Source organism: Micromonospora sp. NPDC002717 (assembly GCF_040295705.1).
Taxonomy (GTDB): Bacteria; Actinomycetota; Actinomycetes; order Mycobacteriales; family Micromonosporaceae; genus Micromonospora.
On record NZ_JBEOVW010000032.1, the window covers coordinates 17,627 to 32,031 of the forward strand.

The following is a 14,405-nucleotide window of genomic DNA, read 5'->3' on the forward strand; positions in this document are numbered from 1 at the left end:
GGCGGGCGTCGGCCCGCCTCGTGGTGCGGCACGTGCTTGACTGGGGTGTCGGTGCCGGAGCAGGGAGGCGGTGGCAGGTGACCGTCGAGGTGCGGGGCCTGCCCGACGCCCGCCGGTGTGAGCCGTACCGCCCACGCGGTCCGTGGCCGGCTCGCCGCAGGCGGAGCGCCGCGGGCACGACGGCTCTCGCCCTGGCCCTGCTGGCCGGCGCGGCCGGTTGCGCCGGGAGCGAGCGCCCGGAGCCCCCGCCGACCGACGGCCCGTCGGCCACCGCCGCGTCGGTCGGGCCGGCGGTCGAGACCCGCGACGACCTGGCGAGCCTGTTCCGGCAGGCCGGCCTCCAGGGCACCTTCGTCCTGTACGACGTGACGGCGGCGCGCGTCGTCATGGTGGACCGCGCCCGGGCCGAGCGCCGGTTCATCCCGGCCTCGACGTTCAAGGTTCCGCACAGCCTGATCGCGCTCGAGACCAGCGTGGTGCGCGACGAGCACGAGAAGGTTCCGTACGGCGGCCGGCCCCAGCGCGTCGCGGCCTGGGAGCGGGACATGGGGCTGCGTGACGCGGTCCGGGTGTCCAACGTGCCGGTGTTCCAGGAACTGGCCCGGCGGATCGGGCCGGAGCGGGAGCGGGAGTGGCTGCGCCGGCTCGGCTACGGCAACGGCGAGGTCGGCGCCGCGGTGGACGAGTTCTGGCTGCGCGGGCCGCTGACGATCTCGGCCGACGAGCAGGCGCGGTGGCTGGCCCGGCTGGCCCGGGGCGAACTGCCGGCCGACCGGGGGCACCAGGCGACCGTCCGGGACATCCTGCGCCTGGAACGCACCGCCACGCACACCCTGTACGCCAAGACCGGCCAGACGGACGCCACCGAGCCGGGCACCGGGTGGTGGGTCGGCTGGGTCGAGCGCGGCGACCGGCTGTACTGCTTCGCGCTGAACGTGGACATCCGCACCGACGCCGACGCGGACAAGCGACTGCCGCTCGGCCGGCAACTGCTGCGCCGCCTCGGCGCCCTGCCCACCGCCTGACCGTCCCTCACTCGTTACCCAGCGGCGGCGACGCGTGGCCGGCGGGTCGGAGCGACCGACCTTCATCGGATCGTCAAGCGGAGTCAACGCCCGGTACGCGTAGCGCGGCTGGTCCGGCCCTAGGTTCGGCGACCATGAACCGATCGCCCCTCAACCACGCCGTACGCGTCACGACCGCGCTCTCCCTTGTCGCTGCCGGCGCTGTCGCCGGAGCAGCGCTCACGACCGGCCGGCAAGCACCTGCCGCCCTCGCCGTCGCCGCCAGCGGCGTCGGCGCTCCTCCCCCGGCGCTCCGCTACGGCGGGCCGGGTCGGGGTGGCGGCACGCCGGCCGAGCGCGCCTACCATGACATCCTCGACCACGGTCCGAAGGCCAAGATCCTCACCGCCGCGCACCGCGGCCAGTGGCGTGACGCCCCGGAGAACTCCCTGCCCGCGATTGCGGCTGCCTACCAGGACGGCGCTGAGATCGTCGAGATCGACGTGCGGCTGACCAGGGACGGCGTCCCCGTGCTCATGCACGACACCACCGTCGACCGCACGACGAACGGAACCGGCGCCGTCGCCGACCTCACTCTCGCCCAGGTCAAGGCGCTCCGCCTGAAGCAGGGCCTCGGCGGCGCCCAGGCGGCGGTCACCGACGAGCAGGTCCCGACTCTCGCCGAGGCCATGGCGGTCGCGAAGACGCGTGGTCTCGTCAACCTCGACAAGGGCTGGCCGTTCCGCGAGGAGATCTGGAAGGTGCTCGTCGAGACCGGGACGGTCCGCAACGGGCTCTACAAGAGCGCCGCGCCGGTGGCCGAGGTCCAGCGGTTCCTGGCCGGCCACGAAGGCGCGCTCTACCTGCACATGATCGGCGACGCCAATCTCGCCGACGTCGCGGCGTTCGGCGGCGACCAGCCGGTCGGCTACGAGGTCAACTTCGACAGCCAGTACGACGTCGTGGCACGCCAGCCGTTCCTCGACCGGCTGGCGGCGAGCAGCAGGGTCTGGGTCAACTCGATGTGGAACGGTCTGGCGGACCACTTCACCGACGAGGCCTCGCTCATCGATCCTCGTCGAGGCTGGGAGGGGCTGGTCACCAGCTTCGGCGCCACCGTCATCCAGACCGACGACGTCGAGAAGCTCGAGCGGTGGCTGCACACCGGCGACGGCGACCCGGTGCCGAACGGTAGCGTCCGGGTCCAGGCCGAGGACTTCCTTCCGGGCGAGGGCGTGGGCTACCACGACCTCGACGCCGGCAACCGCGGCGGGCTGCCGATGCGCCCCGGCGAGGACGTGGACATCAGTGACGCCGACGGCAACGTGCGGCTCTCGTGGATGCGCGGCGGCGAGTGGCTGACCTACGCCATCGAGGTGCCGCGCAGCGGCAGGTACGCCGTTTCGGCACGGGTGTCCTCGCCGTACTCCCCGGCCGGCACGTACACGCTGTCGTTCGACGGAGGCCCGGAGAGCGAGCGGGTGGCGGTCCTGAACACCACGAGCCACAACAAGCAGGTGCTCCAGCCCAGTGGCGTCGTCCAGGAGCTCGCGGCCGGCCACCACACCGTGCGGGTGAGCCTGCCTGCCGACGCCTACCAGAACTGGAACCTCGACTACCTCCAGTTCGACCCGGTCCGCCCCTGAGGCGGCGGGTGACGCGCGCCGCGCGGAGGGCGGTGGCGAAGTGTGACCAGCCGCCCTCCGCCAGCACGCGTCGTCGCGGGGCATGATGGGCGAATGATCGAACTTCCCCGGGACCTGCCGGTCTTCGAGCGCAGCGCGGTGCGGGTGGTGGTGCTCGACGCCGACGACCGGGTGCTGCTGTTCCACACCCGCGACCCGGACCACCCCCGCCTGGGCACCTGGTGGGAGCTGCCCGGCGGCGGGATGGACCCCGGCGAGACGTACCTGGACACGGCGGTGCGCGAGTTGCGCGAGGAGACCGGCATCGTGGCCGGCCCCGCGCAGATCGGTCGGCCCACCTGGCGGCGGCGGGCCAGCTTCGTGCACCGGCAGCGGCGGCACCTCCAGGACGAGGTGATCGTCCCGGTGCGGCTCGTCGGGCCCGGGCCGGACGTGGACGAGGCACACCGGCTCGACTACGAGCGGGAGGACTACTTCGGCTTCCGCTGGTGGCCGGTCGCCGAGGTGGTGGCCAGCGGTGAACGGTTTTACCCGGGCCAGCTTCCCCGGCTGCTGACGCCCTTTCTCGCCGGCGAGGAGATCGACGAACCGTTCGAGTTGTGGTCTTGACCGCACCGAAAAACGGTCGACAGATGGTGGTGACGCGCGCCCGACCAGCGGGCACAGTGGGGCGGTGACGATCGACATCCGCACTCCCCTGGCCCGCTACGCCGACCGCCTGCACGCCGTGATCGGCGACGGGCACCACGTCGCCTCCCCGCTCGGCGCGTGGCTGCTGCTGGCGCTCGCGGCGCCGGCGACCACCGACGCGACCCGCACGGCGCTGGAGGAGGCGCTCGGCACGGACGCGAAGACGGCCGCCGAGGCGGCCCGCGCCCTGTTGGAGGCGCCGCACCCGCTGGTGCCGTCGGCGACCGCGTTCTGGCACCGGCCGGGGTCCGAAACCGCCGGGCTCGACGGGTGGCGGGCGACCCTGCCCGGGCCGACCGCCACCGGGCCGCTGCCGGAGCAGGCCGGGCTCGACGCGTGGGCCCGCGAGAACACGCTCGACCTCATCGAGACGTTCCCGTTGACGGTCACGCCGGACGTGCTGCTGGTCCTGGCGAGCGCCCTCGCCACCCGGGTGTCCTGGGCCGTGCCGTTCGAGGTGGCGCCCGCTGCGGCGCTCGGGCCGGGCAGCGCCTGGGCCGGCCGGCTGAGCCGGGCGCTGCGCACGCCGGAGCGCGGCCACCGGTGCTGGATCGCGGACACCGCGCGGGCCGGCACCATCGCCGCGCACGCCGCGCAGGCCCAGCCGGCCGGCGCCACCGACGGCGAGGCCGGGCTGGTGGTGGTCTCCGTCGCGGCCGCGCCCGGGGTGGCGGCCGGGAACGTCCTCGCCGCCGCCCACGGGATCGCGGCGGAGGCCGCCGCCGCGGGCGACCGGCTGCCGGCCGGCCGGCGTTCCCTCTTCGACCTCCCGCTCGGCGAGACGCCACTGTGGACGCTGCGGGAGGAGCCGGTCCGGACCTCGGCCCCGGACGGTCGGGAGGAACGCGTCACGGCGGCCCTGCCCTGCTGGTCGGCGGAGAGCCGGCACGAGCTGGCCGCGCCCGAGCTGGGCCTCCACGCCGTCAGCCGGGTGTTCGGCGAGCTGCTGGACGCCCCGGGGCTGGAATACGAGGCGGCGCAGGCCGCGATGGCCCGCTACGGCCGGTACGGCTTCGAAGCCGCCGCCGTCACCGGGATGATGGCGTGGATGAGCCTGCCGCCCGAGGGGACCGCGCGGATCGCGGAGTTGCGCTTCGGCCATCCGTACGCCGTGGTGGCGGTGGCCACCGACACCCGTCCCGGCGGCGCGGCCGGGCCGTGGCACGGCGTACCGGTCTTCTCGGCGTGGGTCGCCGAGCCCGAGGAACTGCCCGAGGCGGATCTCGTCGACCGCCCCACACGCTGACGAGGGCGGGGCCTCCGGCGCGCGCCGGAGGCCCCGCGTCTCACACCCCTACCGGCACCTTCTCCTCCGCGCGCTCGGCGGCACGGGCGGCGAGCCGCTTCTCCCGCTCCTGCGCGCCGATCAGGTCGTCGGGCAGCGAGTCCTCCACCTCGATGTCGAACCGGCGCAGCAGCCGGATCGCGAAGCCGCCGAGGGTGATCAGCACCAGCGCGACGCCGAAGCAGACGTACGCGAAGCCGATGCCACGGCCTGGACCGGTGCCGATCACCGCGCCCACCGACCCGGCGAGCGACCCGCCCGGGGCGAGCATCGGCTCGAACAGGGCGGTCGCGCCGGGGGCGATCAGCGCGAACCCGATCGGCAGGGTCGACCAGGAGATGGTCTGGTTCAGGCTGAACACCCGGCCGTGGAAGCGCTGCGGCACCTTCACCTGGACGATGGTGGCGTAGATCGACTGCGCCGTGGTCATCGCCATCGCCAGCCAGAACGCGCCGACGCAGATCATCGCCACCGAGGCGTCCAGGCCGATCAGCATGCAGCCGACGGCCGTGCCGAGGTTGCCGATCAGCACGCCGATCATGCGCCGGTGCCGGGGGCCGCCCCAGAGCGACATGAGCACGCCGCCGGCGACCGCGCCGAGCGCCTCGGCGAGGGCCACCTGCGCCACCTGCGTCGGGGTGCCGAAGGAGAGCACCAGCGGCGTGGTGAGCACCAGGGCGGGCGCCAGGAAGATGTTGCCCAGCGCGAAGTAGCCGAGCATCAGCCGGAAGCCCCGGTGCTGCCAGGAGTAGCGCATGCCGTTGGCGATGGCCACCAGCAGCCGCTCCTTGGGCCGCCACCCGAGCAGGTCGGGGAAGCGGACCACGGCCAGGGTCAGCACCGCCACCACGTAGCTCGCCACGTCGATGAGCAGGATGCCCTTGAGCTCGATGGCGGCCAGCAGGCCGGCGGCGAAGACCGGCATCAGCAGCATGGCGAAGCCGTTGGTGAGCTGGGTGATGCCCATCGCGTGGCCGAGGTATCGCTTCGGCACGAGCTGCGGCACCGCCGACTGGAACGCGATGCGTTGGAACGACCCGGCGACCTGGCTCAGCGCCACCAGCAGGTAGATGTTCCACAGCTGGAGGTTGTCGGTCCAGAGCAGCGCGGCCAGCACCAGCTGGATCGAGCCGGCGCTGCTGCTGGCGATCATCATGATCTTCCGGCGGCTGACCCGGTCGGTGATCGCCCCGGCGATCGGCAGCATCAGCACGCCGCAGATCAGGGCGAGCGCCCAGAGCAGCCCGAGGTTGGCCACCGAGCCGGTCTGCGTGAACAGCCAGATCGGCAGGGCGAACGCGGTCAGCGCCGACCCGGTGGTGGAGACCAGCTGCCCTGCGGTGACCGCCACGAACCTGGCCATGGACGGCCTGACCACCGCCTTCGCCGGCCGGTCCTCGACGCCGACACGCTGGTGGTCGGCGACCACCCAGCCGGCGTCCTCGTCCCGGGCGGCCGGGGTGAGGGCCGAGACGTCCCCGGCCACGACCGCCGGGTGGACCCGGGTGACGATCTCGGCCAGTTCCTCGGCCCGGTACTTCAGGAAGAAGTGCCCGGCCTGGTCGAGCACCACCAGGCCGAGGGTGTCGCTGAGGAACTGCCACTCCGCGTACCGCTCGGTGTGGTAGTCGGTGACCGGGTCCTCCGAGCCGACCACCGAGATGATCGGCACGCGCAGCTTGGCCGCCTGCCGGTCCAGCAGGCCGGTGAAGTACTCCTCCGAGGCCCGGGAGTCGGCCCGCATGTTGCTGATGATCCGGTCCGCCTGCTCCGGGTCCAGCTCGTCCGTGTCGACGCCCATCGACTTGAGCCAGCTCGCGTAGTGCCGGTTGCTGCGCAGCTGCTCCAGCCGGTTGCGCAGGGTGGCGAACGCGCCCTTCGGGCGGGCGAACGGGAACATCGCCCCGATGTAGAGCGCCTCCAGGTCTCGCCCGGCCGCCTCGACCTTGCGGGCCACCTCGGCGACGATCGCGCTGCCGACGCCACAGTGGCCGTACAGGACGATCGGCCCCTCGACGCGTTCCAGGATCTCCTCGGCGACCCGGCTGGTCAGCTCGTCGAAGGGCAGGCCGTCCTCGCTGAGGCCCACGTCGTGGCCGGGGATGGCGAGGGACCACAGCGCGTGCCCGGCCGGCAGCGCGTCGGCGAGCGGCTGGTAGACGATCGCGCTGCCGCCGCCGTAGGGGACGCAGACGTACGACAGCACGCGCTTGGCCGCCGGGATCGGCTTGGTCAGCTCGTAGAGCAACCGGCGCGGCCCGTCGGCCTCGGCGCTGCCGGACATGAAGGCCGCCAGCTCGCGGATGGTCCGCTGCTGGAACAGGTCCATCACGCCGACCGGCCGGCCGCCGTGTTCCGCCTTGCGGATCTTCGCCACGACCTGGGTGGCGAGCATCGAGTGCCCGCCGAGGTCGAAGAAGTCGTCGTCGATGCCGAGCGTGTCGACGCCGAGCACCTCCGACCAGATCCCGGCCAGCAGCCGCTCGGTGTCGTCGCGCGGCTCCACCAGCGCCACGGACGCCTCGCGGGTGACCACCGGCGCGGGCAGCGCCCGGCGGTCGAGCTTGCCGTTCGGCGACAGCGGCAGCGCGTCGAGGGTGACGAACGCGCTCGGCACCATGTACTCGGGCAGCGTCTCCTTCAGCGCCGACTTCAGCGCGGCGTGCTCCGCCCCGCCGACCACGTACGCGGTCAGCCGCTTGTCGCCGGGGCTGTCCTCGCGGACGATCACCGCCGCCTCGGCCACGCCCGGCTGCTCGCGCAGCGCGCTCTCGATCTCGCCCAGTTCGATCCGCAGGCCGCGCAGCTTGACCTGGTGGTCGATGCGGCCGAGGAACTCGATGACGCCGCCCGTGCCGCCCGGGGCGGTGCGCCAGCGGGCGAGGTCGCCCGTGCGGTACAGCCGCGCCCCGGGCTCCGCGGAGAACGGGTCCGGCACGAACCGCTCGGCGGTCAGCGCCGGCCGGCGGTGATAGCCGCGGGCCAGCCCGACCCCGCCGATGTGCAGTTCGCCGGCCACCCCGACCGGGCACTCCTCGCCGCGCTCGTCGAGCACGTGCAGCCGCAGGTTCGCGATCGGCCCGCCGATCGGCACGCTGGTCAGCCCGGCCAGCAGTGCCGGGTCGCAGTGCCAGGAGCTGACGTCGATGGCCGCCTCGGTCGGGCCGTACAGGTTGTGCAGCCCGCACCACGGCAGCCGGGCGGTGAAGTCGACCGCCGAGGCCAGCGGCAGCTCCTCGCCCGAGCAGATCACCCGGCGCAGCGCCGTCGCCGCCTCGACGCCGTCCTCGGCGAGGAAGACGGTCAGCATCGACGGCACGAAGTGCGCGGTGGTGACCCGCTCGGCGACCAGCAGGTCGCGCAGGTAGCCGGCGTCCTTGTGCCCGCCGGGCTTGGCGAGCACCAGCCGGGCGCCCTCGCGCAGCGGCCAGAAGAACTCCCACACCGACACGTCGAAGCTGGCCGGGGTCTTCTGCAGCACCGCGTCGTCGGCGCCGAGCCCGTAGGTCTTCTGCATCCAGTCGAGCCGGTTGACGATGCCCCGGTGGGTGTTCGGCACCCCCTTCGGGCGTCCCGTGGAGCCGGAGGTGTAGATGACGTACGCCAGGTGCCCGGGGCCGGCGACCGGCGCGGGGTCGTCCGCCGGCTGGTCGGCCCACACCTGCTCGTCGTCGAGGGCGAGGACCGTGGCGCCGGTGTCGGGCAGCACGTCGCGCAGGTGCTCCTGGACCAGCACCACCGGCGCGGCCGCGTCGGTGACCATGAAGGCCAGCCGGTCGGCCGGGTACTCCGGGTCCAGCGGGAGGTAGGCCCCGCCGGCCTTGAGCACGCCGAGCAGCCCGGCGACCAGTTCCACCGAGCGTTCCGCGCAGACCCCGACCAGGCTCTCCGGGCCCACGCCGGCGGCGCGCAGCCGGTGCGCGACCCGGTTGGCGGCGGCGTTCAGCTCGGCGTACGTGACACTGCGGCCCTCGAAGGTGACGGCCACCGCGTCGGGGGTGCGGGTGGCCCGCTCCTCGATCGGCCCGTGCAGCGTCTGCGCCTCGGGGAAGTCGGCGGCGGTGTCGTTCCATCCCGCGAGCAGGTCCCGCTCGTCGGCGGGGAGCAGGTCCAGCGCGGAGATCGGGGTGTCGGGGGCGGCCACCACCGCGCGCAGCAGGGTGCTGAGCCGCCGCGCCATCCGCTCCACCGTGTCGCGGGTGAACAGGTCGGTGTTGAAGACCAGCTTGCCGTAGAGCCCGTCGAGGACCTCCACCGCGTGGAACTCGAAGTCGAACCGGGTGGCGCGCAGCTCCATCGGCGTCCAGTCGAACGTGACGTCGCTGGCGTCGGAGACCTCGTTGAACCGGCCGATCTCGTAGTTCTGGAGCACGAACATCGCCTGGAACACCGGGGAGCGGCTGACGTCGCGGGGCAGGCCCAGCTCGTGCACCACCTTGGCGAACGGTACCTCGCCGTGCTCCAGCCCGTCGAGCACGGCACGCCGGGTGCGGTCCAGCAGCTCGGCGAAGGTGGGGTCGCCGGCCAGCTCGGCCCGCAGCGGCAGCATGTTGATGAACATGCCGACCACGTTCTCCAGCTCCGGCGCGGAGCGCCCCGCCACGGACGCCCCGACGGCGAAGTCGTCCTGCCCGGCGTGCCGGGCCAGCAGCACCTGGTACGCCGCGAGCAGCGTCATGAACAGGGTGCCGCCGTAGGAGCGGGTGAGCGCGTTCAGCCCGTCGGCGGCGGCCCGGTCCAGCCGGAACTCGACGAAGTCGCCGGCGTAGGTCTGGGTGGCCGGGCGGGGCAGGTCCAGCGGGAGTTCCAGCGGGGTGATGCCGGCCAGCCGCTGATTCCAGTAGTCGAGGTGTCCACGGGCCTGCGGCCCGTCCAGCTCCTGGGCCTCCCAGTGGGCGAAGTCGCCGTACTGGATCGGCATGGCGGGCAGCTCCCCGCCGCGGTAGAGGGTGATCAGGTCGCGCAGCAGCACGTCGACCGACCAGCCGTCGCCGACGATGTGGTGCTTGCCGAGGAACAGCACGTGGTCCTCGTCGGCCAGCCGGATCAGCAGGGCGCGCAGCAGCGGGCCCTCGGCCAGGTCGAACGGTTCGGCGGCGGCGGCGTCCACCAGCGCCTGCGCGGCGGCCTCGTCGGGGGCGTCCACGATGGTCAGCGGCACCTCGACGGAGTCCGCGACCACCACGGTGGGCCGCCCGTCGGCGTCGGCCGGGAACCGGGTGCGCAGCGACTCGTGCCGCCGGGTCAGCCCGTCCAGCGCGGCGCGCAGCGCCGCGACGTCGAGCGGCCCGCGCACGCGCAGCGGCACCGCGATGTGGTAGGCCGCCTCGCCCGGAGCGAGCTGGTCCATGAACCAGACCCGCTCCTGGGCGTACGACAGCGGCACCTCGGCGTCCGGCGGACGCGGGGTGATCCGGGCGGTGGGCTTGGCGGCCTGCCGTTTACGCAGGCGCTGCGCGATGAGCGCCTGCCGGGCCGCGTCCCGGGCCGGATCCTTCAGGTCGGTCATCAGGGAGTGTCCTCTTCCGCCGCGAGCAGCGCGGCGACCTCGGTTTCGGAGAGCTCGTCGAGTTCGGCGGCGATCCGCTGCTCGATCTGGGCGGCCAGGTCGGCCACCACCGGGGTGCTGAACAGCGCCCGCATCGGCAGGTCCACGTCCACCTCGGCCCGGATCCGGGCCATCGCCCGCATGCCGCGCAGCGAGTTGCCGCCCAGGGCGAAGAAGTCGTCCAGCGCGCCGACCTTGTCCACCTGGAGGATGTCGGCGTACACCTCGGCGACCAGCGCCTCGGCGTCGGTGCGCGGGGCGACGAACGCGTCGGCGGCCGGGGCGGTGGCCGGGGCGGGCAGCGCCGCGGCGTCCAGCTTGCCGTTCGGCGTCAGCGGCAGCGCGTCGAGGCGGACGAACGCCGCCGGCACCAGGTGCGCCGGCAGCTCCCGGGCCAGGTCGGCCGCGAGCGCCGCCTCGTCGGCCGCGCCGACGACGTAACCGACCAGGGTCGGCTCGCCGGAGTCGGTGCGCACCACCACGGCCGCCTCGCGGACGTCCGGCCGGGCCAGCAGGGCCGACTCGATCTCGCCCAGCTCGATCCGCATGCCACGGATCTTGACCTGGTTGTCGCGGCGGCCGAGGTAGTCCAGCGTGCCGTCGGCCCGCCAGCGGGCCAGGTCGCCGGTGCGGTACATCCGCTGCCCCGGCGGCCCGTACGGGCACGGCAGGAAGCGCTCGGCGGTGAGGCCGGGCCGGCGCAGGTAGCCCCGGGCAAGCTGGTCACCGGCGACGTACAGCTCGCCGGCCACGCCCGGCGGGACCGGGTTCAGCGCGGCGTCGAGCAGGTACACCCGGGTGTTCCAGGTGGGCCGGCCGATCGACACCGCCCCGGCGGGCAACTCCTCGCCCGGCGCGACGCGGGCGGCCACGCAGCCGACGGTCGCCTCGGTCGGGCCGTACTCGTTGATCACGGCGACGCCCGGGTGGGCGGCCCGCCAGTCGGCGAGCTGCTCCGCGGTCAGCGCCTCGCCGCCGATGACCAGGTCGGCCGTCGGCGACAGCTCGGCGTCGAGCAGCGGCAGGTGGCTGGGCGTGACCTTGAGGAACGCCGGCCGGTCGCCGACGCGGGCCGAAGCCTCGTCGATGGCGGCGAGCCGGACGGTGCCGCCGGCGGTGAGCGGGCCGAGCAGGCCGGTGACGGTCAGGTCGAACGACACCGGCGAGTGCAGCAGCGCCGTGCCGGCCAGCCCCGGGTAGGTGTCCCGGGCCCAGGTCAGGTAGGCCGCGACCGCCCGGTGCTCCACCACCACGCCCTTCGGCCGGCCGGTGGAGCCGGAGGTGTAGAGCACGTACGCCGGGTGCCCGGGGCGCAGCGGGGCGAGGCGGTCGGCGTCGGTCAGGTCGGCGTCGTCGCCGTCGACCGGGCCGTCGAGCACCAGCGCGCCGGCGGGCACCAGCCCGGCGGTCTCGGGCGTGGCGAGCACCAGCGCCGGCTCGGAGTCGGCCAGCAGGTAGGCGATCCGCCCGGCCGGGTAGCCGGTGTCCACCGGCACGTACGCGGCGCCGGACTTGAGCACCGCGAGGATCGCCACCACCAGCTCCACGGAGCGGGGCAGGGCCAGCGCGACCCGGGCCTCCGGTCCGGCACCCCGCGCCACCAGGGTGCGCGCCAGGCGGTTCGCGGCGGCGTTCAGCTCGGCGTACGTCAGCGAGACGCCGTCGCGGACCAGGGCGGTGGCGGTCGGGGTGGCCGCCGCCTGCCGCTCGAACTCGGCGACCAGGGTGGCCGCCGGCACCTCGCGGGCGGTGTCGTTCCAGCCCGACAGCACCAGCTCCCGCTCGGCGTCGTCGAGCAGCGGCAGGGCGGAGATCCGCAGCGTCGGGTCGGCGACGGCCGCGGCGAGCAGCCGGACGTACCGGGCGACGACCGCCTCGGCGGTGGCCCGGTCGAACAGCGCGGTGCGGTAGACCAGCCGGCTGTCGGCGGCGGTGATGTCGAACGCTAGGTCGTCCTTGGTGGTGCCCAGCGGCACCGGGTCGAGCCCCGAGTCCGGGATGTAGTTCAGCGCGGTCTGGAAGATCGGCTGCACCGAGGGGTCCCGCTGCGACGCGACCGTCTCGACGATCTTCTGGAACGGGGTCGAGCCGTGCTCCATCGCGTCGACCAGCCCGCCGCGCACCCGGCCGAGCAGCTCGGCGAAGGTGGGGTCGCCGGTCAGGTCGCAGCGCAGCGCGACCGGGTTGACGAACATGCCGATCAGCGGGGCCAGCTCGGCGGTGTCCCGGCCGGCGGTGGAGACGCCCACCACCACGTCGTCGTCGCCGGAGATCCGGGACAGCAGCGCGGTGAACGCGGCGAGCAGCACCATGTACGGGGTGGCGGCGGAGCCGGCGGCGACCTGACCGACCCGGTCGAGCAGGCCCTCGGGCAGGTCGAAGCGCACCTCGTCACCGGCGAAGCCGAGCTGCGCCGGTCGGGGCCGGTCCAGCGGCAGGGCGGTCACCGGCGGCGCGCCCGCCAGATGGCCGCGCCAGAAGGCGAGTTGCCGGTCCAGTTCCGCGCCGGTGAGCTGGTCGCGCTGCCAGACGGCGAAGTCGGCGTACTGGATGGGCAGCTCGGGCACGTCGGCGGGCGCGCCGGTCAGCGCGGCCCGGCTGAACGCGGCCAGCTCGTCGGTGAACACCACCGCCGAGTGGCTGTCGAAGACCGCGTGGTGCGCCACGAACAGCAGCGCCACCTCGTCGTCGGCGAGGCGGACCAGCCGGGCGCGCCAGGGCGGCGGCGCGTCCAGCGGGATCGGCGTGCGGGCCAGCCCGCTCAGCAGCTCCGTCACCCTCTTGTCGCGCTCCGGCCCGGCGAGGCCGCGCAGGTCGTCGACCGGCAGCGCGACCGGCTCGGCGGCGCGGACCACCTGGGTGAGGATGCCGTCGTCGGACCGCAGATGGGTGCGCAGGGACTCGTGCCGGGCGACGATCTGGCCGAACACGTCGTTGGCCTGCTCCGGGGTGATCCCCGCCGGGAAGCGCCACGGGTTGGAGACGTTGTAGACGGGCGAGTCGGTGTCGAGCTGGTTGGCCATCCACACCCGCTCCTGGGCGTAGGAGGCCGGGAAGGTCCACTCCTTCGCGGTGCTCATGAGGTGGCCTCCCGCACGGAACGCGGGCGCATGTCCGTCCAGACGGTGTCGATGTGCGCGAGGCACTCCTCGCGGGTGCCGGCGAAGCCGGCCTCGTGCCAGCCCGCCGGGAGGTCGCGGTCGGCCGACCAGATCGAGTACTGCTCCTCGTCGTTACGGACGACCAGGAATCGGGTTTCGGCCATCACTTCTCTCCAGCGCTCTCGGGGGTGTGCGGTTCGGCCATCGCGACGGCGATCTTGCGGGGACCGGTGAACGGCTCCCGCCCGTGCGCGGCGGTCATGTTGTCCACCACCAGCACGTCGTCGCGCTGGTAGTCGAAGCGGACGCTGGCCGCCCGGTACGCGGCCCGCAGGTGGTCCATCACGTCGGCGGGAATCTCGCCGCCGTCGCCGTAGTAGGTGTTCGACGGCAGCCCCTCGGGGCCGAACATCGCCAGCAGCCCCTCCTGGTAGTCCTTGGGCAGCGTGCTGACGTGGAAGAACGTGGCGTGGTTGAACCAGCGGGGGGTGTCCGAGCCGGGCCGGTGGTGCACGACGTCCCGCACCGCCCGGGTGCGCAGCCCGTCCGAGCCCTGCCACTCCAGCTCGATCCGGTTCGCCGCCGCGTACGCCTCGACCTCGGCGCGGTCGTCGGTGTTGAACACGTGCTGCCAGGGGGTGCCGAAATCGCCGTGGAAGTTGCGCACCAGCATCCAGCGGCGGCGGACGAACTCCTCGCGGACCGCCGGGTCGATCTCCGCGTACACCCGGCGCACGTCGGCGAGCGGGGTCGCGCCCTGCGTCAGCGGCGGGGTGATGCAGTAGAAGAACAGGGTCAGCGGCCAGCGGGCCTGGTACGAGTTCTCGTTGTGCAGGAAGATCTCCTCGTCCGGCGGGTAGTCGGTCGAGGTGTAGACGCGGCCGGCGATGGCGTGCCGGGGCGACGAGCGTTCGGTGTAGACCAGCGGCTCGCCGGACAGCGCCCGCACCACCCGGTCGAAACCCTCGACGCCGCCGACGTCGAACCCGCGGAACAGCAGCCCGCCGTGCTCCACGAGGCTCGCGCGCAGTTCCGCGCGGCGGGCGGCGATCAGCTCGGTCAGCTCCCGGCCGTCGTTCTCGACGACCACCGGCAGCGTGGCGATCGTGTCGCTCATTGCTTCCTCACTCC

8 protein-coding genes are annotated in these 14,405 nt (G+C 73.9%); 4 read left to right on the top strand and 4 right to left on the bottom strand.

Features of this window, described 5'->3' with window-relative positions; genetic code table 11:
* Nucleotides 1–77 precede the first annotated feature (77 nt).
* The 4 genes from blaOXA (at nt 78) to ABT006_RS30065 (ending at nt 4,586) form a co-directional block, all read left to right on the top strand.
* The gene (gene blaOXA / locus ABT006_RS30050; RefSeq protein ID WP_350711843.1) at nt 78–1,025 is read left to right on the top strand and encodes a class D beta-lactamase; all 948 of its coding nucleotides are present in this window, start codon (nt 78–80) and stop codon (nt 1,023–1,025) included.
* Nucleotides 1,026–1,159: 134 nt separating this feature from the next.
* The gene (locus ABT006_RS30055; protein ID WP_350711844.1) at nt 1,160–2,650 is read left to right on the top strand and encodes a glycerophosphodiester phosphodiesterase family protein; all 1,491 of its coding nucleotides are present in this window, start codon (nt 1,160–1,162) and stop codon (nt 2,648–2,650) included.
* A 93-nt stretch (nt 2,651–2,743) separates the two neighbouring features.
* Nucleotides 2,744–3,259: an NUDIX hydrolase gene (locus ABT006_RS30060; protein WP_350711845.1), complete on the top strand. Its 516-nt coding sequence runs from the start codon at nt 2,744–2,746 to the stop codon at nt 3,257–3,259.
* 64 nt (nt 3,260–3,323) lie between these two features.
* Entirely contained in the window at nt 3,324–4,586 is a 1,263-nt protein-coding gene (locus ABT006_RS30065) for a hypothetical protein (protein ID WP_350711846.1), read from the top strand.
* 40 nt (nt 4,587–4,626) lie between these two features.
* On the opposite strand, the gene ABT006_RS30070 is transcribed toward ABT006_RS30065, so the two are convergent.
* The 4 genes from ABT006_RS30070 to ABT006_RS30085 are packed head-to-tail and all read right to left on the bottom strand — an operon-like array spanning nt 4,627 to nt 14,391.
* On the bottom strand, nt 4,627–10,134 hold the full coding sequence (locus ABT006_RS30070) for a non-ribosomal peptide synthetase/MFS transporter (protein WP_350711847.1): 5,508 nt from the start codon (nt 10,132–10,134) through the stop codon (nt 4,627–4,629).
* Entirely contained in the window at nt 10,134–13,253 is a 3,120-nt protein-coding gene (locus ABT006_RS30075; RefSeq protein WP_350711848.1) for a non-ribosomal peptide synthetase, read from the bottom strand. The genes ABT006_RS30070 and ABT006_RS30075 overlap by 1 nt, the downstream gene beginning before the upstream one ends.
* Nucleotides 13,250–13,438, bottom strand: coding sequence for an MbtH family protein (locus ABT006_RS30080; RefSeq protein ID WP_350711849.1), 189 nt, complete (start codon nt 13,436–13,438; stop codon nt 13,250–13,252). The genes ABT006_RS30075 and ABT006_RS30080 overlap by 4 nt, the downstream gene beginning before the upstream one ends.
* The gene (locus ABT006_RS30085; protein ID WP_350711850.1) at nt 13,438–14,391 is read right to left on the bottom strand and encodes a TauD/TfdA family dioxygenase; all 954 of its coding nucleotides are present in this window, start codon (nt 14,389–14,391) and stop codon (nt 13,438–13,440) included. Before ABT006_RS30085 ends, ABT006_RS30080 begins: the two co-directional genes overlap by 1 nt.
* Nucleotides 14,392–14,405 lie beyond the last annotated feature (14 nt).